The following is a 25,025-nucleotide window of genomic DNA, read 5'->3' as shown; positions in this document are numbered from 1 at the left end:
GTAGTGTTTGAAAAAGTATGTTGTTGGTGTTGTGGGTGCGAGTGGAGCGGTTGGCGAGGAGATATTCCGCGTTTTAGAAGAGAGAAAATTTCCAGTGAGTAAAATCGTGCCTTTGGCAAGTGAAAGAAGTGTGGGTAAGGAAGTGGAGTTTATGTCACAAAGCCACAAGATTTTGCAAACTACACACGATGTTTTTGCTAAAGAGGGCGTGGAGATAGCCTTTTTTTCCGCTGGTGGTTCTGTGAGTGCAGAGTATGCACCAAGTGCGGCAAAAGCTGGTGCGGTGGTGATTGATAACACAAGTCATTTTCGTATGGATAGGGATATTCCCCTTGTTGTCCCTGAAGTCAATCCCCAAGACATAGCACAATGGAAGCAAAAAGGCATTATTGCCAATCCAAACTGCTCTACGATTCAAATGGTGCAGGTGCTATCCCCCTTGCATAAGGCATTTACTATCAAACGCGTTGATGTCAGCACCTATCAAGCGGCAAGTGGAGCTGGTAAGCGTGGAATGGAAGAGCTTGTAATGCAAATGCAGGCATTTTTTGCCTTTAAACTTGATGAAGTAGAATCTGCTGTATTCCCTCACCGCTTAGCGTTAAATGTGATTCCACATATTGATAATTTTATGCCAAATGACTATACAAAAGAAGAGATGAAAATGATCAATGAGACAAATAAAATTATGCACTCAAATTTTGCCATAAGTGCGACTTGTGTGCGTGTGCCTGTTTTACGTAGTCATAGTGAATCTATTAGTATTCATTTTGAAAATCCTGTGAGTGCTAAGGAGGCAAAGGAGATTCTATCTCGCGCATCTGGTGTTGTGCTATGTGATGAGCCAAAAGAGAAGCTATATCCTATGCCGATTCTTGCCACAGAGACAGATGAAACTTATGTGGGGCGTGTGCGTGAAGATAATTTTGATAAGCATATTTTACACTTGTGGTGCGTGGCAGATCAAATTCGCGTAGGGGCAGCGACAAATGCGGTAAGAATCGCACAAAAATGGATTGAAATGCAAGAAGCGTAGAGTTTTTAGCATTTTGGGGTAAATTTTAGAATCTATGAAATAGATTCTAAATGTCAAAAGAGAATCTAACTAAAGGAATGGAGAACAAAAAATGATTTTTATTGATGCGTGTTTTAGGAAAAAAACGCCCTATACGCCTATTTGGCTTATGAGACAGGCGGGGCGGTATCTTAGCGAGTATAGAGCTACTAGGGCTAAGGCTGGTGGGTTTTTGGACTTATGTAAGAATGTGAATCTTGCCACGGAGGTAACCTTGCAGCCTGTGGAGATTCTAGATGTTGATGCGGCGATACTTTTTAGTGATATTTTGGTTGTGCCGCTGGAAATGGGTTTGCCATTAGAGTTTTTGAGTGGTGAGGGTCCGCATTTTAACCGCACAATTACCACACTAGAAGATGTAAAGGCTTTGGGCTGTGCTAAAGACAAGCTTGGCTATGTGTATGATGCGGTAAGCTCTATCCGCTCTAAACTCCCTAAGGATAAGGCACTCATTGGTTTTTGTGGTTCGCCTTGGACATTGGCGACTTATATGATAGAGGGGCAGGGGAGCAAAACTTATGCTAAGAGCAAAGCAATGTTGTATAAGCAACCGCAGGTTTTGAAAGCCCTGCTGGAGCGTTTGAGTGATGAACTCAAGGCATATTTGGAGGGGCAGATTCAAGCCGGGGCTAATGCGGTGCAGATTTTTGACAGCTGGGCTGGTGCGTTGGAGCAGGAGGCATATTTGGAGTTTAGCTGGGGGTATATGAAAGATATTGCAAAGTATATTAAGGGCAAATATCCACATATTCCGGTTATGCTTTTCCCTAAGGGGATTGGTGCGTATTTGGATAAGATTGATGGAGAGTTTGATGTCTTTGGCGTGGATTGGGGGACGCCGATGAATATGGCAAAAGAAAAGCTAGGCAAAAAGTATGTTTTGCAGGGGAACTTAGAGCCATCGCGTTTGTATGATGTAGATTCTATGAGAAGGGGCGTGAAAGAGATTTTGGAGATTATGGGAAAAGATGGCGGACACATTTTTAATCTAGGACACGGAATGCTACCAGATTTACCACGGGAAAACGCCATAGAGCTAGTAAAAATGGTGCGTGAAGCTACAAGGCGGTAGTGGAAGCTAGAATCTTTGCGGGGTTTAGTTTTGTGAAAAGATAAGTTGCGAAAGAGTAGTTTGTAAGTGCTGTGAAAAGCAAGATTATATAAACAAGATTCTACAAAAACTAGAAACTTGTTTGGCTTTTTTTAAGATTCCTGCTGTGTTTGTGGTAGGGCAGTGGCTTTAAGCTTTTTGATTCTTGCTCCGTCCATTTCAAGCACTTCAAATTCAAAATGTTCATCGCAAATCTTATCTTTTATTATCGGTAGTCTTCCAAGTAGCCCAAAGACATAGCCACCGATTGTAATATGGTCATTTGTGTTGCTGAAAGTGATATGAAGCATTTCTTCAATACTTTCTAAGTCCAACTTGCCATCAAACTCATAAGTTTTTTCATCAATTTGCCGCATATCCTCTATTTTCAAATCGTGCTCATCAGAAATATCTCCGATAATCTCTTCAATAATATCTTCCATTGTCAAGAGCCCAGATGTCCCACCATACTCATCAACCACAAGAGCGGTGTGAATCTGCTGACGATTCATCGTGGTAAGAATCTCTGAAATATGAGCGGTTTCAGGCACGATAATCATATTTCTTACAAGCTTTGAGAGATTAGTCTCCCCATTTTTAATGGTATTTTCAAATAAATCGCGGATATGAATCATACCTAAAATATTATCTTTAGAATCCTGATAATAAGGGTAGCGTGTGTGATTAGTCTTTAATACAATAGCGATATTATTTTCATAGCTTTCTTGTGCATCAAGGCATATCATATCTTTGCGGGGCGTCATAATCTCTTTAGCCAAAGTGTCTGAAAAATCCACAGCATTTTTGATAATCTCACCCTCTATTGAATCTATATAGCCTTCTTTCAAACTTTCGCCCACAATGATTTTGAGCTCTTCATCAGAATGTGCCAACTCTCCTTCTCTAGCAGGTTGAATCCCCATAAGCTTAAGGAAAAACGCAGCCAAAATATCAAATAGTCTAATAAGTGGGGAAAAAACAATCCAAAATGTGTAAAGGGGCTTAGCGATGAGTAGCACGACAGATTCAGTCTTAGCAATAGCTATGGACTTAGGCACAAGCTCCCCTAGCACAACATGCAAAAGCGTAACAAATATGAATGCAATAACTGAAGCAATGGAATGCACTAAAATGGGCGAAGATTCTACAAAAAAGTAAAATGGGATTGAAATAAGCTTAACAAATGCATTTTCACTAATCCAACCCAAAGCAAGGGAGGCAAAGGTTATCCCAAGCTGTGTAGCACTAAGATAACTATCAAGCGAATTGGTAATTTTAAGAGCAAGAGAAGCATTTTTAACTTCATTTTTGGCTAATTCTTCAAGCTTAGATTTTCGTATTTTAACAATCGCAAACTCCGAAACCACAAAAAAGGCATTGAGAAAAACTAAAAACAATGCCAACAAAAGCATCAAAACCGACGAATACGGATCCAAAGATTCTCCTTAAATAAGAAAAGATAGACTTGAATTGTAGTCAATCTAATCTTTTAAAACTTTTAAAGTGCTAAATATCAAAACCAGCACTGGTAATGATAAAATAAGTAAGCCCACCAAGCAATGCTGACACAGGAACAGTGATAAGCCAAGAAGCAATGATTTTATTTATTGCACTGCGTTTAACAAGCTCTTGTTTATAGGCTTTTTTGAGTGATTTTCGCTCTTTTCTATCAAGCTTTGGCGTATCTTTAAGTTTATTATTGTTTTTAAGAGATTCAAGCATAACCCCTTTTTTCTTTATACTTGCTTTATTGAATCTATCTAGAAATGCTTCAACTTCTTGCGCATCTTTGCCTTTATGTGCTTCAATGATTGTTTGTTGCATTTCATAATAGCGTTTTTTCAAATATTCCCTTAAGAATCCAACACCAAAAATAGCCCCTAAAGCAATATGTGTTGAGCTTACTGGCAAACCAAGCTGTGAGGCTAAAAGCACAGTGAGAGCTGCACTCATTGCAATGCAAAATGCCCTCATCTTATCAAGCTCTGTTATCTCGCTGCCAACGGTGCGAATAAGTCTAGGACCATACAAGGCAAGTCCCAGTGAAATGCCCAGTCCACCGATAACCATAATCCACAAAGGCACACCTGCCTTGCTAACAGACAAAGATTCTCCAAGGTTGTTTAATGTCTCATTAATCGCTGCGAGTGGTCCAATGGCGTTAGCCACATCATTTGCCCCATGAGCAAAGCTCAAAAGTGCTGCTGCAAAAACAAGGGGAATAGTAAAAAGGGAGTTTATATCCTCTTTTGTATTAAGCAGAGTCTCCGCTTTTTTGGCAATTATTGGACGCACAAGTAGATATACGACAATGGCAATAAACAGGCTAATCCCAATAGATACGCTAAAATCAAGCTTGGGTAAAACTTTTTTAAGTCCTTTTAAAATTAAATATAGACTAAAAGCCCAAGTCATCACAAAAATAAGGATTGGCACTATCTTTTTCGCCGCTTGCCGCTTATCTTCCTTGTAGGTAATACTTTTTTTGATAATAAGCAAAAAGATAACCGCAATAACTCCACCAAGCACAGGCGAGATGATCCAGCTTGAAGCAATACGCAAAAGTTCTGCCCAATTCACCACGCTAAAGCCACCGGCAACAATCCCTGCTCCCAAGATTCCACCTACAAGTGAATGTGTCGTAGAAACAGGTGCACCAATAGCCGTTGCCAAATGTAACCAAACCGCACCAGAAGCAAGGGCGGCAAGCATTAAAGCCACGAAAACACGAGGTTCTGCAAGATGGGTAGAATCTATAATGCCAGACTTGATTGTCTCTACCACTTCACCACCGGCGATTATTGCACCCATTGCTTCACAAATAGCTGCGATGAGAATCGCTCCAACAAGCGTAATAGCTTGAGAGCCAACAGCGGGTCCAACATTATTAGCTACATCATTTGCACCGATATTCATCGCCATATAGCCACCAATAATAGTTGCAAAAACAAGCAGTAGTGTGTTATGCCCAGTGTGAGCCATAATCGCTACTAGAGAAATGACAAGAAAAAAGATAAGCACAATAAAGAGCTTGACACCATCTTTTTGATTAAAGCTTTGTGCTTTTTCAATTTGTTTAATGTCCTTAAACTCCATAAATCCCCCTCCCTTTATTTGATTTGATTAGGTAGCCATAGTGAAATATCTGGAATATAGGTTATGAGTAATAGCCCAACAAGCATTACACCAAGCCAAGGCAACACAGAAGTCATTACATCTTTAAGACTTAGCCCGGTAAGCGAACTCGCCACAAAGAGGTTAAGCCCCACAGGTGGAGTAAGCATACCTAGCTCCATATTTACCACCATCACAATACCAAAATGTATAGGATCAATGCCAAGGGCTAGGGCGATGGGTAAAAGCAAAGGTGTCATAATCATAATAACAGAGCTAGGCTCCATAAACTGCCCCATAATAAATAGCACGACATTCACAAGGATAAGGAACATCCACCAACTCATCTCTTGTGCTACAAGAAATTCTGCGATTAAATGTGGGATTCTCTCATTTGTTAAAAAATGTGCAAAAACAACAGCAAAACCAATAATGAAAAATATCATTGCCGTTGTAATCGCCGCGTCTAAAAATACAGCATATAAGTCTTTAAATTTAATATCTCTATACACAAAAACAGAAATGATAAAGGCATATACAGCACTAATACCCGCAGCTTCAGTGGCAGTAAAGATTCCGCCATAGATTCCACCGATGATGACAAAAATAATCAGCAGTGCCCAAAATGCGTCTTTAAATTTTTTAAATCTTACTTTAAAAGTTTCAGGCTTTGTAGCTTTGAATCCTAGCCGCCTTGCCCCCACATATGCATAAATCATCATCATAAGTCCAATCATCAAGCCCGGCACAACTCCTGCCATAAAAAGCTTTTCAATGGATACTTCAGCTGTTACTCCATAAACAATCATCACAACAGAGGGTGGGATAAGAATCCCAAGACTTCCTGCAGAGGTGATCGCCCCAACGGCGTAGCTTTTTGGGTATCCAGCATTTTTAATAGCTAAAAACATCACAGAGCCAACAGCCACCACCGTTGCAGGAGAGCTACCGCTTACAGCAGCAAAAATAATACAAGCCAAAATCGCACTGATAGGCAAACCACCGGGCAAATGTCCAACAAGCGATTTGGCAAACTCCACAATGCGCGTTGCCGAGCTACCCTTACTCATAAGAGAACCCGCCAAGATAAACATAGGAATTGCCATAAGTGCAGGTTTTAAGCCATTAAACATAATTTCAGCCGAGCCTATGACATTGTAGGGAGTAAAGAAGAAAAGTGCGCTTATGGCACTCACACCCAAAGCAATGGATATAGGCACACCTAAAAGAAGTAATCCAAACAAAACAAGTAATAAATATGCAACGCTCATTAATGCCTCATTATTAGTCTTTAATCTTTTATTACAGAATCGTGAATCATCTCAACTTCCGCATTTTTCACAACCTTATTTGCTTCGGTCCAAGATACTTCATAGATTTTTTCAACAGAGCGGTATGTTGCACCAAAAAATGCCAAAGGCAAACAGAGCAGAAAAATCCATAAAGGCACATTGTGCAATGCTTCACTCATATAGCCAAGCAAGTAGTTATCATAACACACCATTGCTCCAGCATACGCCATAAAGGCGAGAAAAAATGAGTTAAGCGTATGTATGCCTATAACACAAGCTTTGGCGATTTTAGGCGGAAAACGCTCTAAAAGCATAGTTACGCTGATATGCACACCCTTTCTAAAGCCATAAGCCGCACCAAAAAAAGCCGACCATAAAAAGCAATATCTAGCCATTTCTTCTGCCCAAGTGAGTGAAAGATGAAAATAATCTGGGAAAAGTCCGCTAAGGTAGCGACAAAATACATTTATAGCGGTGATAATAACCCCCGCAAGGAGTCCTACCACAGCTACATTTTTGTTGATAGAAGCGATAAAGATATCCAAAAGAGCAAAAACTCTATTGACTTTTGGGCTACGGTGAACCCAAATAAAAGGTTTAGCAATCCAAGAAAGCATTTAATCCCCTCGATTCTAGATTATTGCACTTGAATGATTTTTTCAATCAAATCCTGACTAACAATATCGTAGAATTTTGGGTAAATTGCCTGCATAGTTTCCTTCCACACTGAAACTTGCTCTGGAGCAAGTGTGATAACCTCTGTTTTTGATGTATCATCTTTTTTAAGTTTTTCAAGCAGAACTTTTTCTTCTTTTTCACTTTCTTTACGCTCAAACTCTGTGGCTTCGTGGAGAGCTTGTTTGAAAATCTCTTTTAAATTATCTGAAAGCTGTTTCCAAAAGCCATCACTTACCACAACAAGATAGCCTAAATATCCGTGATTTGAAAGTGTGATTGATCTTTGCACTTCATAGAATTTAGAGTTGTAGAGATTAGAGAGTGGATTTTCAGCCGCATCAACAACACCTGTAGAAAGGGCTGAATACACTTCTCCAAATGGCAATACTTGAGGGATCGCTCCAATGGCTTTTGTTTGCTCTTCAAGCACTTTTGAGCTCATAATTCTCATTTTTTGTCCTTTTGCATCTTCTGGGAGAACAATAGGCTTTTTATTTGTGCTGAATTGTTTGAATCCTGCGTCCCAATAATCAAGAGCAACAATACCTTTTCGAGATACGACATCTTTTAGAATCTGTCCCACTTCACTATCCATTACCTTGTGTAAATGCTCCGTATCGCGGAATAGAAACGGCACATCCCATACATTAAATTCTTTCGCAATAGGTGTGAATTTTGAAAAGCTCGGTGCCGCCATTTGCACATTATTGCGTGTTAGCTCTTGAAAAACTTTATCATCATCAACAAGCTGTGCACTTGGGAAAACTTCCACTTTGATTTTTCCATTACTTAACTCATCAACGCGTTTAGCAAAAAAATCAGCAGCCTGCCCTTTTGGCGTATTAGCACTAACAACGTGAGCAAATTTCACTTTATACACTTCTTGTGTCTTATCTTCACCACAACCTAAAAATCCTAAGCTTACAGCACAAGCCAAAGCCATAATTGAGATTTTCTTTAACTTCATTTTCACTCCTTTTGTAAAATCCGTGTTCTATTCTATATAAGGATTGAATACAAAATGAAGTCCATTGCGGATATTTTATGGTAAAAAAAGCTTCTTTGTGTAGTTTATAAACATTTTTAGATTCTGTGTTGGGCTGTGAGTGGAAACAATATACATTTGAAAAAATACGCTAGAATACGGCGGTTTTTAAGTATATTAAAAATTTTATGGATATAAAAAAGGAGCAGATATGTTTCCCTTTAGTGATGAAGAGTTGCAAACTCCCGTTGAGCTAGTGATTGATAAGGTGCGTCCTACGCTTACGCTTGATGGTGGGGATATTACCTTGCTTGGTATTAGAGATGCGAAGGTGTATGTGCGTTTAGAAGGGGCTTGTAAGGGTTGTCCTAGCTCGGCAAACACGCTGAAATATGCTATTGAAAATCGTTTAAAAGAAGAGATTCACCCAGATATTGCCATCGTGCATATCCCACACGGAGAATCTTTTTAAGACTTTTTGAGTATGGATAGACTATGGAAGTTATAAAACTCACAGACACACGCACAAGGCAAGTTATCAATAGAAATAATAAAAAGGCATTTGAGCTTTTTACTGCTAAGCAATACAAAAAGGCATTTGAGCTTTTTACGCATAATCTCACACTTGAGCCAAACAATACCGAATCTACAATCGGTATTTTGCTTGCTGATATGGCAGAAGACTTCGAAGAGCAGGCGGTTGGCTTATATGAATATTATCAGATTCTGCTCTCCCAAGAAATCAGCAAGGCAAAGGCAAGAGAGCAGATTCTAAAAACGATTAAAAGTTTTGATAAAAGCACAAATAGTATTTTTTCTATGCTAAAGCACCTTGAAAGTCTCCGTGCAGATAGCTTGAATGGAATCTTATATGAAGATTTTAAGCAAATTGCCAAAGAAAAGAAAAATTTTAAAGAAGCCTTTGAAGATTTGATGTTTAGCTCAAAGATTATTTTTACAAGCAAGAATGAATTTTATGAATTTTTAAATGAACTCATAGACAATGACTATCAAGATATATCAATGGAGTATATTGACTCGCTTAAGAAAAATATCATTTATGATGGTGAGATTGAAAAAATTTTACAAAAGGTGGCAAATGATAATAAAAAAAAACATAAACTATAAGAGCAAGACTTTTAAGATTCTTACAGATGATACGCGTGTGGCTTTAGAAAATGGGGTGGTAAAAGAAGAAGCTTTGCTTGTGCGAAGTAAGCAAAATATGGCATTTATCCCAAGTGATTTTCCACAAGAAAATCTTATAGAATCTTGTGATTTAGGCAAGGTGCTTTTAGATTCTATTCCCGGGGAAAATCCACGCATTGTAGGCATTACCGGCACAAATGGCAAAACCACCACCGCAGCGATTATCTACTCTCTTTTGCTTGATTTGGGCTATAAGGTTGCCCTGCTTGGCACAAGGGGCTTTTTTATTAATGAAAGCACAATCAAGCCAAAAGGGCTTACAACACCTAGTGTGCTTGAGCTGTATGAGAATCTTAGTTTTGCTAAGGCTAAGGGCTGTGATTATTTCATAATGGAGGTAAGCTCACACGCCATTATCCAAGAGCGGATAGCGGGATTAAACTTTGAGCTAAAGATTCTAACAAACATTACAAGCGATCATTTGGATTATCATAAGAGTGTGGAAGAGTATCGGCGAGTGAAAAATAGCTTTTTTGAAGAAAGGGGGCTAAAGCTTATCAATGCTGATGAGAAATACGCACAATGCCAAGATCAATATGGGGACATAGGGGTGTTTTATTATGGTGTGGAGAAAAAGGGGCATTTGAGCGTTGGAGCTTACGCGTTAGAATCTGGCATTGATGCACATATTGCGTGGCGAGACAATAAAGAATGTAGCCAAGAATCCTGTGCGCTGCAAACCTATCTCTATGGCAAACATAATCTATACAATGCCCTTGCTGGTATTGCTGCGGTTAAGATTCTTACAAACAAGCCCCTTTGCAAGATAGCACAAGCAATGGAAAATTTTGGCGGAGTGAGTGGGCGTATGGAAGTGGTGCATCATAAACCGCTTGTGATTGTGGATTTTGCACATACGCACGATGGTATGAAGCAGATTTTTGAAAGTTTTAGACATCAAAAAATTGCTGTTGTGTTTGGGGCTGGGGGCGATAGGGATAAGAGTAAGCGTCCTAAAATGGGTGCTTGTGCGTTTGAATACGCTGATAAACTCTACATCACAAGTGATAATCCAAGAAGTGAAGATCCTAGTGAAATTTTACAGGACATAGCAAGTGGGCTGCCAAAAGAGTGTGGGCGAAAACTTGTCGTTATGGAAGTGGATAGAAAAAAGGCGATTATTCAGGCTTTAAATGAGTTGCAAGAAAATGAAGTGCTGTTGATTTTGGGCAAGGGCGATGAGGACTGTCAAATCATAGGCAACAATAAGATTTATTTTGATGATAGGGAAGTGGTAAGGGAGTATTATAAGAGCTAGGGCTTAGATTCTAGCCTTATTTTAAAAAGCTAGAATCTTGCAATAATAGAATCTAGCAAAACCACACCGACTTTGTAGCTATTCCTTGTATGTAAGAATATTGCCATTAAAGTCTTGTAGTCTCGCACTGATATTTTCAAGGTAGAAAACCGCAAAATCTGGGTGATTTGGGTTATTTTCAAAAGCGGTGGCTATACGCCCATACTTTGCCATAAAAGCTTCTTTGACATCAAGGTGATTTGCCACCCTTGCTTCCCCACGCACACGCAAAGCCAAAATATCTGCCGTGCTGATACAGATTTCAACACCACTAAATTGCATAATATGCTTAAGGAGATTCTTGTTGTGCGTTGTGCCAAAATACAACTTGCCATTATGCACGATATTTGAACGCATAGGACGCACTCGTGGATTCCCACAAGTGCCTTTTGTGCCAAGATAAAACACCCCTAAATCTAGAATCTTGCCAATCTCTGCTAATGTGAGATGTTCCACCATACCCTACTTAACACTTTCAAGCGCTTTTTGATAGTCTGGCTCATTTGTGATTTCTTCGCATACTTCTACATAGACGACTTTACCCTGTGGATCCACCACAATCACCGCACGAGTGAGTAACCCTGCAAGTGGGGAAGATTCTAAAATCAACCCATACGCCCTGCCAAAGTCTTTTGCCTTAAAATCGCTAAGCGCTATTACATTCTCAATGCCTTCAGTGCTGCAAAATCGTCCTTGAGCAAAAGGTAAATCCAAAGATACCACATACACTTTTGCGTTTGTCAGTTTTGCTGCTTCTTCGTTGAATTTACGCGTTTGTGTCGCACATACGCCTGTATCAAGGCTTGGCACGATATTGATGATTTGGTAGCTTTCACTTGCACCACCTACTTCTACTTGTGATAAATCTTTAGCTACAAGAGCTACTTTTGGGGCGTTATCGCCAACTTTAATTGTATTGCTACTTAGTTTTGCTGGAGTGTCTTTAAATTTTACTTCCATCATTCTATCCTTTTACATTAGATTATGTATCTTTTGATACAATAGTGGGATTTTAGCCAAAGGGAGTTAATTGATTACAAATGATTACAAAGTGTTATTTGCTTGATACTTCTATTATCCTAGATGATACGCAAAATATCATCTTTTTGTGGCAAAACGCCCAAAATCAGCTGTTTATTTGTGATGTTGTTATTGAAGAGCTTGATAAGAAAAAAGATTTACAAAATGAGACGGGGTATTTTGCACGCGAGTTTTTCCGCTGTATTAATAGCGATAATTTAAGTAAGGGCGGCAGTAAGGGGGATAAAATCGCTACTATCGCAAAAGAAAATAATGACTTTATCCAAGAGATTCTATTTAAATTTGAAAATTACAGCATTCCTTTATTTCTTATCTACCGCCCACGCTACAAGCTCCCACCGCAAGAGCATAGCTATAATGATTCTAAACTGATTGAAATCGCAAAGGATTACAATCTTACCTTGCTTACTAATGACATTTCACTCAAAGTCCGCACTCAAGCCCAAGGGATTCCCGCACAATCGCTTTTTAGAGATAGAGTCGAAAATCCAAGCGATATTGATTTTTGGCATTCCTTTGAAGTGCATAAAGACAAGGCTTTGACGGATTTAGCTAAAGATGAGAATTTTTCTAAACTCAAGCAGTGGAGTTTAATCCAAATTGATGAAATGGATAATACTGATAGTGCGTTGTATAGAACAGGCAAAAAAATCTTTGGCTTAAAGGTTGGCAGGGAGTTTGTAGAGCTGAATCTTGATGAGATTCTAAAAGCTCATCAGCCCTATATCACGCCCATTAACTTAGAGCAAAAAATGCTCTATGCCCTGCTTACCCACCCACAGAATAATCTCACCATTGCCACAGGCTCAACAGGCAGTGGCAAAACGCTCATCGCCCTGCAGGCTGGAATTACACTTGTGAAAAATGGTGTGGTTGATGGCATTGTGTATATGCGTAATACGATTACGGCTAATGACAAAGAAGCCGAGCTAGGCTACCGTAAGGGCGATGAAAGCCAAAAGCTAGGCTATTTTATGTATCCGCTTTATAGTGCGATAAATTTTACTATTGATAAGCTCCAAGAGAGTTCTCTGGCTAAACGCATTGAATATCGCGGCGAAGTCAATGGCATACAAAAACAAGCTGCGACAGAATATTTTATCCAAAAGCATAATATTGAGATTGTGGATATTGCCCACGCAAGGGGCATTAGCATAGGGAATAAATTTGTGATTTTTGATGAAGTGCAAAATGCTTCAAATGCGACTATAAAGCTCATAGGCACACGCATAGGGCAGGGAAGTAAGATTGTGTTTTTGGGCGATTGGGCACAGATTGACCATCCGTATTTGAGTAAGTTTAGAAACGGGGCGTTGAGTCTTTTAGGCAAGGCGTTGAAAGATGACTTTATTGCTGGGATTCAGCTACGACAGACGATTCGCAGTGATGTGGCAAGCTGGTTTGGGGAAAATTTCTAAATGAAGTGTGGTGTAAGATTCAAACAAGCCCAATACGCATTTATCGCATTTGCCTTGTGTCTATCTTTTTATCCATTATATGCCGCTAGACCGATGATAACCGATGATGCGCGCGTGGTGGATAGGCATTCCTGTCAGCTTGAGACTTGGGGTGTGTATGATGGCGAAATAGGTGAGTATTGGGCGATACCGGGCTGTAACTTGCTTTTTGATATTGAGATGAGTATGGGCGGTATGTTTAGTAACACTCCATATAAGCAAGATGATACAAACGCTCTTTTTGGTGCAAGGCAGTTTATTATAGGGGCAAAAAAGATTTTTAATGATTTGGAAAAAGATGGATATAGTTATGGACTTGTTATAGGCAATGCCTATAACTTTAAGCGTTCTAAATATCGTAACGATCATTATCTCTATGTGCCTGTTAGTGCAGCATTTTTTGATAATACTTTACTTTTGCATTCAAACTTTGGCTATAAACTAGAGCGAGAATCACACGATAGTCATATTTATAATGTCGGCTTGGGCTTAGAGCAGCAGCTCACCCAAAGGGTGTGGATTTTGGGGGAGAGCTTTTATGAGCGGTTTGATAATGCAAAATTTCAGCTAGGGCTTAGAATCTGGCTTGTGCAGGATAAGATTCAGCTTGATGGCACTTATGGGAATGCCTTTAGAGGTAAGGAAGGCTGGGTATCTGTGGGGCTACGATTCCTTGGACCTGTAATGTTTTAGTTTTTAAGGAGTGAAATGCGAAAAATCATTGTGTATATATGGATAGGTGCAGTATTTTTATTTGTAGGTTGTGCGTCTTTAAACGCACAAAAGCCTCTTGCATATAGTGTGCAGGTGGGGAGTTTTAGCAATGTTGAAAATGCAGGAAGGCTGGTAGATTCGCTTAATAAAAAGGGGCTTGATGCATTTTTGTTTAAAGAAAAAGGTATGTATAAGGTGCGATTTGGAAACTATGAAAGCCTTGAGATTGCTAAAAGTAAAGCTCAAAGGTATCAAAAACAAGGGCTAATTGGCGTTTTTTTTATCTTATCGCCGCAGAAATATGCTATTAATCAGCAGAATGTTCCTAAACAAAAAAAGTCCAAAGACATACGCGATGATTTGGTAGAATCTGCCCACGATTATCTTGGTGTGCCTTATAAATGGGGTGGCACTTCGGAATCTGGCTTTGATTGTAGTGGTTTGACGCGTGCAGTCTATCGTCTCAATGGAATCTCTTTGCCTCGCACTTCATTTGATCAATACGATGATGGCACTGCGATTAATAAGAGTAAGCTTCAAAAGGGTGATTTGGTGTTTTTTATCACAAACAAAGGTAGGAGAATTAATCACGTGGGAATCTATATCGGTAATAATGAGTTTATCCACGCACCAAGTAAGGGCAAGGTCGTCAGCAAGGCAAGACTAGATTCTAACTACTGGAGCAAGGCATACAAGGGATCTAGAAGCTATTTGGAAAACTAGATATTTTGTAGATTTGTTTTTTGTGTGGTTAGAATTGTTTTCAAAGTTTTTTTGAGTAAGCTAATGAAACTTGTTATTTTTTATTTACGGCTTCGTGGGAGAATTAAGCTTTCTTAATCTTTAGGAGGTGTGTTATGATGAATGATGATGAGATTATGAGTGCGGTAGTTGATTACTCTGTATCCACGGGAATGGATCCATTAGATTTGATGAGTAATATTAATGATAGTTATAGTTCATTTGAGGATTTGAGCGTTGATCTTGATATGACAAAGGGGCAGATGGACTATGAGAATGATTTTTTTAACAATAATAATTAAAGGCTTTTAACTTTCTGTGTGCCTTATAAGCTTGAGCTTTAGTTTTGCTCGGCATAAGCCGAGCGGACTTTAATACTCGTTACAACCAAGAAGTGGTTGTGGTGAGCTTCTTAGATTCTTGCTCTTTTTTCTTCTTAATTTTGTTTTACCTATTTTTTGAAACTTGATTTCGTTGATATTAGAGGTTTGATTAGGAGAAATTCTCTACTTTTTTATACAAAGCAGAGAATGGAGTAAAAATTAGCCTTTGAGCCTTTTTTCTATTTCTACAACCTTTTGCCAAGTGGCGATAACTGAATCTGGATTGAGTGAAACAGAGCTTATACCCTCTTTAACAAGGAATTCTGTAACCTCTGGATAATCACTTGGAGCTTGTCCGCAGATTCCACAATATTTATTATGTCGCTTACAGGCTTCAATGGCTTTTTTAAACATCGCAAACATAGCTGGATTTCTTTCATCAAAAATATGACTTACAAGCTGTCCGTCCCTATCCACGCCAAGTGTAAGTTGCGTTAAGTCATTTGAACCAATAGAAAATCCATCAAACATACTTAAAAACTCATCTGCCAAAATCACATTCACAGGTAATTCGCACATTACATAAATCTCTAGCCCATTTTTACCGGATTCTAGCCCATTGCGACGCATAATCTCAAGCACTTTTTTACCCTCTTCTGGTGTGCGTAAAAATGGAATCATCACTTTCATATTGGTTAGCCCCATTTCATCACGCACCATAGCCAAAGCTTGACATTCCCATTCAAACGCCGCACGATACTGCTCGGAATAATACCGACTAGCACCGCGATAACCAAGCATTGGGTTTTCTTCGTGTGGCTCATAAGGTGTGCCACCAAGCATACCGCGATATTCATTTGATTTAAAATCACTCGTGCGGACAATCACAGGATTAGGATAAAAGGCGGAGCATATCATACCAATGCCTTCAGCGATTTTCTTTGTGAAAAAGTCCTTTGGATTCTCATATCCACTCATTATCTTTTCAATCTCTGCCTTTTCCTTTAAGCCCTTTGTATTGCCATTTTGTATATCAAGCAGGGCTAGGGGGTGAGCTTTAATTTGATTTAGTACAATAAGCTCCATACGCGCTAAGCCCACGCCGTGATTTGGAATCTGTGAAAATCCAAAGGCTTTTTCTGGGTTGCCTACATTCATATAAATCTTTGTCTTTGGGTCGCCAAGATTATTTAGCTCAATACTTTCAATCTCGTATTCGCAAATGCCATCATAGATGTAGCCCTCTTCGCCCTCGGCACAAGAGACCGTTATCTCCATACCGCTATATAGCCTATCTGTCGCCCCAATCGCCCCAACAATCGCAGGCACACCAATTTCCCGTGCCACAATCGCGGCGTGGCAAGTCCTACCTCCGCGATTTGTGATAACCGCTGCTGCCTTTTTCATCGCTGGTTCCCAATCGGGATCGGTATTATCCGTTACTAGAATCTCACCTTCTTTAAAACTATCCATATGCTCTATGTCGTTGATAATCCGCACCTTACCCGTGCCGATTTTCCCACCGATAGCTTTTCCTGTGAGAATCACTTCTTTTTTAGCACTAGGATTCACAAATTTAAATTTTTCTAGCTTTTGTCCATCGCTTTTTTTGCTCTTTTGACTTTGCACCGTTTCTGGTCGTGCTTGAACGATGAAAATCTCCCCGCTCTCGCCATCTTTAGCCCATTCCATATCCATAGGGCGATATTCTCCAGCCTCTTTTGTGTAATGCTCCTCAATTTTTATAGCATATCTCGCAAGGGTTAAAATATCTGAATCTGTGATAGAAAAGTTTTTCATTTCGCGTTGAGTGGTTTTAATATTTTTTGTAGGATGTTCGCTACCGCGTGGGGCATAGACCATTTTTTGATGTTTATGTCCTAGCTGTCGCTTGATAATAGGGCGTTTGCCCTCTTTGAGTGTGGGTTTAAAGACATAAAATTCATCAGGATTCACGGTTCCGCCTACGACATTTTCGCCTAATCCCCAAGATGAAGTGATAAACACCGCGTCCTTAAAGCCTGTCTCTGTATCAATGCTAAACATAACCCCAGCACTGCCTTTATCGGCACGCACCATTTTTTGCACACCCACAGACAAAGCCACTTTAAAATGATCAAACCCACGAGATGCACGATAGCTCACTGCTCTGTCAGTAAAAAGCGAAGCAAGGCAAGACTTGATATAGTGAATAAGCTCGGTTTTTCCTTTGACATTCAGGTAAGTATCCTGCTGTCCGGCAAAACTCGCATCAGGCAAATCTTCCGCAGTAGCCGAGCTTCTTACCGCTACATCGGCTTCTTTCATACCGTATTCAGCACTTAAAATCTCATAGGCTTTAAAAATCTCTTCACGCAAATCCGCAGGAAAAGGTGTGCCAAAAATCAACTCTCTTATCTTCTTAGAACGCGTCTTTAAAACATCAATTTCAGTTACATCAACGCCATCAAGCAAGTCAATGATCTTTTGGCGTATGCCACCAGAATCTAGCAAATACCAATACGCATCGCTTGTAATGGCAAAGCCATTTGGCACTTTTATGCCTTCACTCACAAGCTCTTGAAACATCTCACCAATGCTTGCATTTTTACCGCCAACGATAGGCACATCTCTGTTGTTAAGTTCCTTAAAAAACTTAATATACTTCATTTCCAGCTTCTCCTACTTATTCTTATGCTTTGTGTTACAAGTCGCACATTGTATTGAATGAAAGTTTATCGCAAACTTAAAAAATCCAACTTTTAGCTTAATCTTGCGTTAAAAAGAAAAAAAAGTTAATTTATGCTAAAATCCCAGATTTTTGAAGTTTAGCTTCAAGTGCTGACTTCAAGCTTAGATTCTACATTTATGAGGTAAAAATGGTAAATATTACACATCTTTTAGGCGAGATTGACAATCTTAGTGAGAGTTTAAAAGCCCATAAGCTTTCATCGCAGGACTATGAGGAGATTCTTAAGATTTTAAAACGCCCTCCAAATCTTATAGAGTTAGGGATTTTTTCAGCGATGTGGAGTGAGCATTGTAGCTATAAATCAAGCAAAAAATATCTTAAAGGTTTCCCTATCAAAGCCCCTTGGGTCGTGCAAGGACCGGGTGAGAATGCAGGGGTAATTGATATTGGTAATAATCTTTGTGCAGTGTTTAAAATAGAATCTCACAATCACCCAAGCTTTATTGAACCTCACGCTGGGGCAGCAACGGGTGTTGGCGGCATTATGCGAGATATTTTCACAATGGGTGCGCGTCCGGTGGCAAGTCTCAACTCTATCCGTTTTGGCGATGTGGCAGATTCTAGCAGCCTTGGCAAAAAGCACCGCTATCTTTTGCGTGGCGTTGTAGAGGGCATAGGGAGCTATGGAAATTGTATGGGGGTGCCGACAATTGGCGGAGAGATGAGCTTTGAATCTTGCTATAACGGCAATATCTTGGTTAATGCCTTTTGCTTGGGGCTAGTGAAAAAGAACGAGATTTTTTATGGAAAGGCTCAAGGTATGGGGAATCCTGTGATTTATGTGGGGAGTAAAACAGGGCGAGATGGCTTGGGTGGAGCTGTTATGAGCAGTGATAGCTTTAGCTCAAATTCAAAGGCTATGCGTTCAGCAGTGCAAGTGGGTGATCCATTTGCTGAAAAGCTTTTACTAGAGGCGTGTTTGGAGCTTTTTAAGCAGGATTTAATCATTGGGATTCAGGATATGGGAGCAGCGGGGCTTACAAGCTCTAGCTTTGAGATGGCGGGGCGAAGCGGGAGTGGTATGATACTGCACCTAGATAAAGTGCCTATGCGTGAAGGCGGTATGAATCCGTATGAGCTAATGCTTAGTGAATCGCAAGAGCGAATGCTGATTTGTGCGAAAAAGGGCTGTGAAGATCAGGTGCTAGAGATTTTTAGCAAATGGGAAGTTGATGCGGCAATTATTGGGGAGGTTACAAAAAGTGGCAATATGGAGCTATTTTGGTATGGGGAGAAATGTGCGGAGATTCCTATCTTAGAGCTTAGTGAAAATGCCCCTATGCTGGATATGCCTACTCGTGCAATTCCACCACAAAGCCATAAAGCAGACCGCCTTGAGACAGATTTAAGCACACAAGAGATTTTTACGACATTACTAGGAAGCGTTGAAATTGCTAATAAAAAATGGGTGTATGAGCAGTATGATAGCAGTGTGCAGGGCAATACCATAACCCCTGCTGGAAGCGGCGATGCGAGTATGATACGCATAAAAGGCACAAATACGGCTCTTAGTATGAGCGTGGATTGCAATATGCGGTATTGTCAGCTTGATCCACAAAATGGAGCAAAAATCGCCGTGGCAACTTCTGGGCGAAACTCTGTTGTCAATGGTGCAAAGCCTTTAGCTATAAGTGATTGTCTCAACTTCGGCTCTCCGCAGAATCCTGAAGTGATGTGGGCATTTAGCGAAGTGTGCGAGGGCATTAAACAAGCGTGTGAGATTCTAAACACACCTGTGGTAAGTGGCAATGTCTCTTTACACAATCAAAGCGATGGTGTGGATATTTACCCCACACCCTCCATTGTTAGTGTGGCTTTGCTTGGCGATATACAAAAGGCTATCCCTTCACAATTCCAAACGCAAGGCAATAGCATTGTCCTGCTTGGCGAGATTAAGCCTGAATTTGGCGGGAGTTTAGCTCAAAAGATTCTAGAAAAACGCATTTATGGGCAGATACCTGCTATTGATTTGCAAAAGGAATTAAACTTGTGGAATCTGCTTTTAGAATCTGCAGAAAGCTCCCTTATTAGCTCGGCTAAGGACATAGGCGAGGGGGGCTTGGCAATCACTCTAGCTAAAATGGTGTTAGGTAATGGTGTCAATAAGCCCATAGGCTGTAATATCCATACAAATCTCCCCTCTCAGCTACTTTTCTCGCAATCGCAAAGCTGTGTCGTGGCGGAAATCACAGCGGAAAATTTACAAAGCTTTATGCAATTAGCTAAAAAGCATAAAGTCCCTGTGTGTGAAATCGGCTGTGTGGGTGGGGAGATATTCTGTGTTGATGAGATTAATATGAATCTTACTGAAATGGCGGAAGTGTATTTTGAAAGTTTTGAAAAGCTTATCAATCAAGATTTGTAAATCTAAGATTCTGTAATGCTACTTATAGCCTTGCAAAAAGCCTGTGCTTGTGTGTATATATGTCTATGTGTGTTGTGCTTAGACATATATGCGTTAGGCAATGCAGTGGTCAATCAGCCTCCAAACCCCTTTAGTCTACCCAAAGATGGCAGTTATTATTTAAAGCAATATGCCCCTATGCTACGCTCCTATGTGGAGCAGGTTAAAAAACAATCGCTAGAGCAAGATTATCCTTATTATGATAGGCGTCCTGTGATTGAATATAGCGTGTATCGCGGCTTTACAGATATTCAAAGGCTTCAATGGCGTGGTGGGATTGTGCTGATAGGGGCGTATATGGCGGAGTTTATTAAGTATAGCCATTTGGGCGGTGTGGGCATTGGCGCTAGGCTTACGCCAAATGATGAAAGCTTCTACCTTAGCTTTGATGGGCGGTATTTAAGCGATTTAGAATCTTTTGGGCTAGGGCAGGAAATATTTGCGTATTGTGTTTTGCCCCGCTTTGATAAGTGCATAATGCTGGGCATTGGGGAAGAGTGGTAAAGGTTAGGTGGAGTAATAAGCAAAGTGTTAAAATCCATTTGTCATATTGAAGGACTTAGTCCTAAAATATCTCTAACAAAATTTTCTTTCTTTTTTTATCTTTAAGGGGAGGGGCTTAAATTTGCAAGCGTGGGTTCGTAGCTTCGCTACTGCACGCGAAGTCGGTTCGCAGATATACCGCTTACTCCCCCTTAAAAATCGTTCGCAGTCGTGCCGCTCACCCCCTACAACGCTTTACAAGGTCTGCACTTCGTGCGATTTATTTTCAACACGCTTTAAGGTTGTGCCTTAAGCGTAAGTTAGACTGATCGTTTTGATATTATGAATTTTTGCGTTGGCAGATTGTATAACCCAAATGTAGTCTTTGTGATTGTGTTTTATCGCTTTTTGTCATTTACAATACTGTTGCAAAGCTTTTGCGTTGTGGGTAATAGAATCTAAGCGGTTTTGCAGAGTAGATTCTGTATAAGTGGAGTTTGTGCGTGTGGATTCTAAGGTGCTAGAATCTTGTGAGTTATTAGCCCATAGAGAGCTTATTACTGCGTTCATATCGGCATTTTTTAGCAGATGAATATTTTGAGTGCTAATGCCACCGATGGCACAGATGGGAATCTTGAGTGTTTGTTTAGCTTGGATTAGAAGTTCAAGCGGAGCGGCAGCGGCATTTGGCTTTGTAGGAGAGGGAAAAAATGCACCAAAAGCTACATAATCCGCCCCTAAAGATTCTAAAACCTTTGCCCTTTGTAAATCCCCGTAGCTTGAAGCACCCAAAATCCCGCTAAATCGCTCTCTCACACGGGAAAATTCCCCATCATCTCTGCCGATATGTAGTGCTGGGGCATTAAGCCTAAGAGCAAGGTCTAGCCTGTCATTAAGGACAAAAAGGGCGTTATATCGCTCACACAGCTTTAAAAGCTCCTTTGCAATGGGGCAAAGCCACTCATCGCTATGGCTTTTGTCGCGGAGCTGGAAGATTCTTACTCCAGCTTTGAGAGCAGATTCTACACATTGAGATAAAATCTCATAGGGAGTTAGAATCTCATCACTTATAGCATAAATGCCTTGTAGCCTTGTATTTACACTCATCTTAATCCTGCTTGTCTCACATTAATTCTATTGTGGCAATGCGAGATTCTATCTCTAGGCTTTTATGCAAGGTTTGGATTATCTTTTGAAAATGTGTGAAGTCTATCTCTTCGCCTTTGTGGGATTTAAGATGTTTGTCTAAGACTTGATAACCGCCGATTTTATACTCCCACACGCTAGATTCTACTTTGTCAAAATATAAGCTTTTGTTGATAAAAAGCCTTTTAGATTCTGAGTTGTAGCTGGGCTTTTCTATAATGAGATTTTTATCATTTTTGTCATTATAGAGTGGCTCGCCGATAGATTCTAACTCATTCATTCTATATCCTTTGTGTCAAATAAAGTGGGAAAACATAGCTCCCACTGCCTACTAAATGCAAATCAACAATAGAATCTGTGATGAAAATATTATCAATTTGAGATAATTTACTCCCCCTATCACAGACTAAACCGATATTTTTCATCAAGCTTCCTTTATTGCAAGTCATTCTCATCATTTTCTGTTCTCTCTCTCTCTCTCATTAAATGCGTATCAAGTAGCTCTAAGCCTAAATCGCTTAAGGCTAGAAATTTCTCTTTAGATTCTACAAAGGGGATTTTAGGGAAGTCAATTTTCAAAAAGTCTAAATACTTCTCTCTATAATCCTTATGAAATAGCACTGCATAAATATAGCCTAGAATCTGCTCGGGGCTAAAATGCTCTTTATACTTAGAATCTATAAAATCCCTAAATTCTTGTGTAAAGTTTTCTATCCACATATCATTGTCAAAATCGTGTAGAAAATGCTCTGATACAATAGGAACAGGCCACCCTACAAACTCCCTAGATTTGCCACTATAAAATATATATCTAATATCGAAAGGGCGATAATGGATTTTTCGAATCGTGCTTTTGTCATTATTGTCAAGTACATCTTGTTTAGCCCACTCATAACGCCAATCTCTCACATCTGGAGGTAAGTCATATTTTTTATAAAAATCTTGTTTTTCTAAATTGATAATATCTTGCATTGCTTCCCATACTTTATCTTTGGTTTTTTGGATACACAATTTATCTCTCTTAGTTACAACGCCCGTATTTGAAACCTTAAAAATATCCTTTACACTCCAGCCTTTATCATATTCTACTCTTAATGACTCATTTTGTGGGATAAAGAGATAAAAGGGGGTTTGTGGGGTTAGAATCTGCCAAGGGATAGAATCTAAAGTATTGCTATATAAAAATTCATATTTATCCTTGCGTTTGCCATAGAGATCATAGTGGTAGATTGTCGCTAGATTGTTAGAATCTTTTGTGGTTTTTATAAAAATATTGATAGAAACGCCTTGCATAATGTCAAACACATTGTCATCTTTATCGCCGCTTGGTGTGGTCTCTTTCTTACGCGTATTGCCGTGCAGGTCTAAAATATAGATTTTATCAAATGTCCTTAGCAGGTGATAACGCATACCGCGAAATGTGGGGTTGTCTAAAAAGGCATTGTTGGAAATAAAGGCAAAGATTCCGCCCCCTTGCTTTTCAATTTTAGATTCAGCAAAGCGGATAAATTTTACATAGTCATCTAGTAGCATTTTAGGATTTTTCTCATTTTGGAGTTTGTGTCTATCAAGTGTGCTTTTAAAGGTTTTTACATTGTCTTTGCTTTTGTTTGAAAAGTAGCGTGATAGGCTCTCTATCTCGGCTTTTGTAAGCTCGGCTAGTTTTGGCTCTAGCCCATAGGTGATACGCACTTCATCTTCATATAAGCCCTTGTTTGCACTAGCTCCGCTATATGGGGGATTGCCCGTGATGATTAAAATATCTTTGCCTTTAATCTCTTGGGCTTTTTCAAACTCCTTTGTAAGCTCTGCCATACCTACAAAGAGATTGCTTTGCTTATTGATTTCATCTGCTTTGCTGCTCACATAGAGTGTGTTTGTCAGCGTGATATTTAGGCTTTCATTGTCATTTAGCTCGGCTTCAAACTCTTCTTTAAAAGCTTGAGAGATTTTAAGATGTGTTATGGTGTAGGGTGCGATTAAAAACTCAAATCCATAGAATCTTTGTATCAAGGCTTTTGGGTTGTATTTCACGCTGTTTTTATTGCTAGATTCTAGGGCTTTTCTAAAAGCTTCTAGTAAAAATGTCCCTGTGCCTGTGGCAAAGTCTAAAAGCGTGATATTATCATCAGTGATGGCGGATTGTAGCCCTTGCTTATTAAAGTCTTTTTGCAGGGTTAAATCAATAGAATCTATGATGAATTTCACCACTGGAGCAGGGGTGTAATACACGCCTCGCACTTCTCTTAAGCTCTCATCATATTCTTTGAGAAAGTCTTCATATAAATGTAAATATGGGTCTTTGTAGATATGCTCTCCTAGCAAGTCTTTTTGCGAGAGTTTGTTGAGATCGTGGATAATGGCGGCGATGTCTATGTGATTGATAATAGCGATGATTTCTTCTAAAAGCCATTTGATAGAATCTAGCTCTTTTAACTCGCGTAAAAATTTACTCATCGCTTGGATAAGTGAGAAAGATTTAGGGATAAAGTTGTAGGCATTATCTAGGGTGATTGTTTCATTTGCGTTGTTGTTAAGCCTAGCGAGAAACAGGCTATAAGTCAGCGTCTGTGCGAAGCTATCGGCAAAAGTGATGAAGTCTAAATCTTTATATAACGATTCTTTAAAGGCGTTAAAAAGCCTTTGAATAGAATCATTAGCTTTATTTTCTATCATTTCATCTTTTAGGATTCTAGTCCTTTGAGCTAAGGCGTTGGCAAACTCTTTAGCTGTGTTTATGGGGTTTAGACTTTGAGAGAAAAAGAGTGTAAAAAGCTCATTTAGCTCTTTTGCTTTAGAATCTAAATCATAAAGTTTAGAATTTTTCGCTAGGGCTTGGAGCTGTGAAAGTTCACAGATTCTGCACTCTTGCTTTATACTTATTTTGCCCTTTTCATCTTGGTGTAAAAGGCAGAATCTAAGATAATCTGTCAAAATGATATTTGAGCTTAGGCGGAAGTATTTTTGAATCTGCTTGTCTTGTGTGATTTCATCTAAAGGGGCATTTATGCGCTTGTTTTCAATATAACCAAGTGTAAGAGAATCTTTTGTGATTAAAAAGTCTGGTGCACCCCTGCCTTCTTTATCATTATTTGGCTCGTGCTTGATATGGATAGTTTTAGACTCTCCTTTTAATGCGTTTAGTAAATTTTCTAATGGTGTGCGGTAGGTAAGCTCCTTATCACTCTCCTGCATATTCTGTATGGTTTGTATATATGCGTGTAAATTTTCCATTTTCTCTCCTT

At 39.6% G+C, this 25,025-nt stretch carries 23 protein-coding genes; 11 read left to right on the top strand and 12 right to left on the bottom strand.

Features of this window, described 5'->3' with window-relative positions; genetic code table 11:
- Nucleotides 1-7: 7 nt before the first annotated feature.
- Nucleotides 8-1,036, top strand: a complete 1,029-nt coding sequence (locus tag HCCG_RS06760) for an aspartate-semialdehyde dehydrogenase (RefSeq protein ID WP_002956723.1) — start codon at nucleotides 8-10, stop codon at nucleotides 1,034-1,036.
- Between the two features lie 91 nt (nucleotides 1,037-1,127).
- Nucleotides 1,128-2,147, top strand: a complete 1,020-nt coding sequence (hemE, locus tag HCCG_RS06755) for a uroporphyrinogen decarboxylase (RefSeq protein ID WP_002956722.1) — start codon at nucleotides 1,128-1,130, stop codon at nucleotides 2,145-2,147.
- A 131-nt stretch (nucleotides 2,148-2,278) separates the two neighbouring features.
- Here the strand turns inward: hemE and HCCG_RS06750 are convergent, their stop codons facing one another.
- From HCCG_RS06750 to HCCG_RS06730, 5 genes are all read right to left on the bottom strand, one after another.
- Nucleotides 2,279-3,601, bottom strand: coding sequence for a hemolysin family protein (locus HCCG_RS06750; RefSeq protein ID WP_002956721.1), 1,323 nt, complete (start codon nucleotides 3,599-3,601; stop codon nucleotides 2,279-2,281).
- A 70-nt stretch (nucleotides 3,602-3,671) separates the two neighbouring features.
- Nucleotides 3,672-5,261: an inorganic phosphate transporter gene (locus tag HCCG_RS06745; protein ID WP_002956720.1), complete on the bottom strand. Its 1,590-nt coding sequence runs from the start codon at nucleotides 5,259-5,261 to the stop codon at nucleotides 3,672-3,674.
- A gap of 14 nt (nucleotides 5,262-5,275) precedes the next feature.
- Nucleotides 5,276-6,550 carry a TRAP transporter large permease gene (locus HCCG_RS06740; protein WP_002956719.1) on the bottom strand — a complete coding sequence of 425 codons (1,275 nt, stop codon included), beginning with the start codon at nucleotides 6,548-6,550 and terminating at the stop codon, nucleotides 5,276-5,278.
- A 20-nt stretch (nucleotides 6,551-6,570) separates the two neighbouring features.
- Complete coding sequence (locus HCCG_RS06735) at nucleotides 6,571-7,188, bottom strand: TRAP transporter small permease (RefSeq protein ID WP_002956718.1); 618 nt, start codon at nucleotides 7,186-7,188, stop codon at nucleotides 6,571-6,573.
- Between the two features lie 20 nt (nucleotides 7,189-7,208).
- The gene (locus tag HCCG_RS06730) at nucleotides 7,209-8,216 is read right to left on the bottom strand and encodes a DctP family TRAP transporter solute-binding subunit (protein WP_015453494.1); all 1,008 of its coding nucleotides are present in this window, start codon (nucleotides 8,214-8,216) and stop codon (nucleotides 7,209-7,211) included.
- 229 nt (nucleotides 8,217-8,445) lie between these two features.
- On the opposite strand from HCCG_RS06730, the gene HCCG_RS06725 reads away from it, so the two are divergent.
- From HCCG_RS06725 to HCCG_RS06715, 3 genes are read left to right on the top strand one after another with little or no spacing between them, the layout of a single operon-like run.
- Entirely contained in the window at nucleotides 8,446-8,706 is a 261-nt protein-coding gene (locus tag HCCG_RS06725; RefSeq protein ID WP_002956716.1) for a NifU family protein, read from the top strand.
- Between the two features lie 23 nt (nucleotides 8,707-8,729).
- Nucleotides 8,730-9,362, top strand: a complete 633-nt coding sequence (locus tag HCCG_RS06720) for a hypothetical protein (protein ID WP_002956715.1) — start codon at nucleotides 8,730-8,732, stop codon at nucleotides 9,360-9,362.
- On the top strand, nucleotides 9,334-10,701 hold the full coding sequence (locus HCCG_RS06715; RefSeq protein WP_015453492.1) for a UDP-N-acetylmuramoyl-L-alanyl-D-glutamate--2,6-diaminopimelate ligase: 1,368 nt from the start codon (nucleotides 9,334-9,336) through the stop codon (nucleotides 10,699-10,701). The genes HCCG_RS06720 and HCCG_RS06715 overlap by 29 nt, the downstream gene beginning before the upstream one ends.
- A 78-nt stretch (nucleotides 10,702-10,779) precedes the next feature.
- On the opposite strand, the gene HCCG_RS06710 is transcribed toward HCCG_RS06715, so the two are convergent.
- Both HCCG_RS06710 and tpx read right to left on the bottom strand, forming a co-directional pair.
- Nucleotides 10,780-11,199, bottom strand: a complete 420-nt coding sequence (locus HCCG_RS06710) for a hypothetical protein (RefSeq protein ID WP_014666711.1) — start codon at nucleotides 11,197-11,199, stop codon at nucleotides 10,780-10,782.
- A gap of 3 nt (nucleotides 11,200-11,202) precedes the next feature.
- Entirely contained in the window at nucleotides 11,203-11,700 is a 498-nt protein-coding gene (gene tpx / locus HCCG_RS06705) for a thiol peroxidase (protein ID WP_002956712.1), read from the bottom strand.
- Between the two features lie 80 nt (nucleotides 11,701-11,780).
- Between tpx and HCCG_RS06700 the strand changes: the two genes are divergently transcribed.
- From HCCG_RS06700 to HCCG_RS06685, 4 genes are all read left to right on the top strand, one after another.
- Complete coding sequence (locus HCCG_RS06700) at nucleotides 11,781-13,199, top strand: PhoH family protein (protein WP_002956711.1); 1,419 nt, start codon at nucleotides 11,781-11,783, stop codon at nucleotides 13,197-13,199.
- Complete coding sequence (locus tag HCCG_RS06695; RefSeq protein ID WP_002956710.1) at nucleotides 13,200-13,931, top strand: hypothetical protein; 732 nt, start codon at nucleotides 13,200-13,202, stop codon at nucleotides 13,929-13,931.
- 15 nt (nucleotides 13,932-13,946) lie between these two features.
- Nucleotides 13,947-14,675, top strand: a complete 729-nt coding sequence (locus HCCG_RS06690) for an NlpC/P60 family protein (protein ID WP_002956709.1) — start codon at nucleotides 13,947-13,949, stop codon at nucleotides 14,673-14,675.
- A gap of 134 nt (nucleotides 14,676-14,809) precedes the next feature.
- The gene (locus HCCG_RS06685) at nucleotides 14,810-14,995 is read left to right on the top strand and encodes a hypothetical protein (RefSeq protein ID WP_002956708.1); all 186 of its coding nucleotides are present in this window, start codon (nucleotides 14,810-14,812) and stop codon (nucleotides 14,993-14,995) included.
- A 240-nt stretch (nucleotides 14,996-15,235) separates the two neighbouring features.
- On the opposite strand, the gene ppsA is transcribed toward HCCG_RS06685, so the two are convergent.
- Nucleotides 15,236-17,665: a pyruvate, water dikinase gene (gene ppsA / locus HCCG_RS06680; RefSeq protein ID WP_002956707.1), complete on the bottom strand. Its 2,430-nt coding sequence runs from the start codon at nucleotides 17,663-17,665 to the stop codon at nucleotides 15,236-15,238.
- 209 nt (nucleotides 17,666-17,874) lie between these two features.
- Between ppsA and purL the strand changes: the two genes are divergently transcribed.
- Nucleotides 17,875-20,112: a phosphoribosylformylglycinamidine synthase subunit PurL gene (purL, locus tag HCCG_RS06675; protein WP_002956706.1), complete on the top strand. Its 2,238-nt coding sequence runs from the start codon at nucleotides 17,875-17,877 to the stop codon at nucleotides 20,110-20,112.
- A gap of 15 nt (nucleotides 20,113-20,127) precedes the next feature.
- Complete coding sequence (locus HCCG_RS06670) at nucleotides 20,128-20,655, top strand: hypothetical protein (protein WP_002956705.1); 528 nt, start codon at nucleotides 20,128-20,130, stop codon at nucleotides 20,653-20,655.
- Between the two features lie 390 nt (nucleotides 20,656-21,045).
- Here the strand turns inward: HCCG_RS06670 and thiE are convergent, their stop codons facing one another.
- The 4 genes from thiE to HCCG_RS06650 are packed head-to-tail and all read right to left on the bottom strand — an operon-like array spanning nucleotide 21,046 to nucleotide 25,014.
- A complete protein-coding gene (gene thiE / locus HCCG_RS06665; protein ID WP_002956704.1) occupies nucleotides 21,046-21,741 on the bottom strand; it encodes a thiamine phosphate synthase in 696 nt (231 codons plus the stop codon).
- A gap of 16 nt (nucleotides 21,742-21,757) precedes the next feature.
- Entirely contained in the window at nucleotides 21,758-22,060 is a 303-nt protein-coding gene (locus HCCG_RS06660) for a type ISP restriction/modification enzyme (protein ID WP_014667553.1), read from the bottom strand.
- Nucleotide 22,061: 1 nt separating this feature from the next.
- On the bottom strand, nucleotides 22,062-22,205 hold the full coding sequence (locus HCCG_RS06655; RefSeq protein ID WP_015453487.1) for a hypothetical protein: 144 nt from the start codon (nucleotides 22,203-22,205) through the stop codon (nucleotides 22,062-22,064).
- A 10-nt stretch (nucleotides 22,206-22,215) separates the two neighbouring features.
- Nucleotides 22,216-25,014 carry a type ISP restriction/modification enzyme gene (locus HCCG_RS06650; RefSeq protein WP_002956703.1) on the bottom strand — a complete coding sequence of 933 codons (2,799 nt, stop codon included), beginning with the start codon at nucleotides 25,012-25,014 and terminating at the stop codon, nucleotides 22,216-22,218.
- Nucleotides 25,015-25,025 lie beyond the last annotated feature (11 nt).

Origin of the sequence: Helicobacter cinaedi CCUG 18818 = ATCC BAA-847 (assembly GCF_000155475.1) — a bacterium.
Lineage (GTDB): Bacteria > Campylobacterota > Campylobacteria > Campylobacterales > Helicobacteraceae > Helicobacter_C > Helicobacter_C cinaedi.
This window is presented reverse-complemented; position numbering and strand designations above follow the sequence as displayed.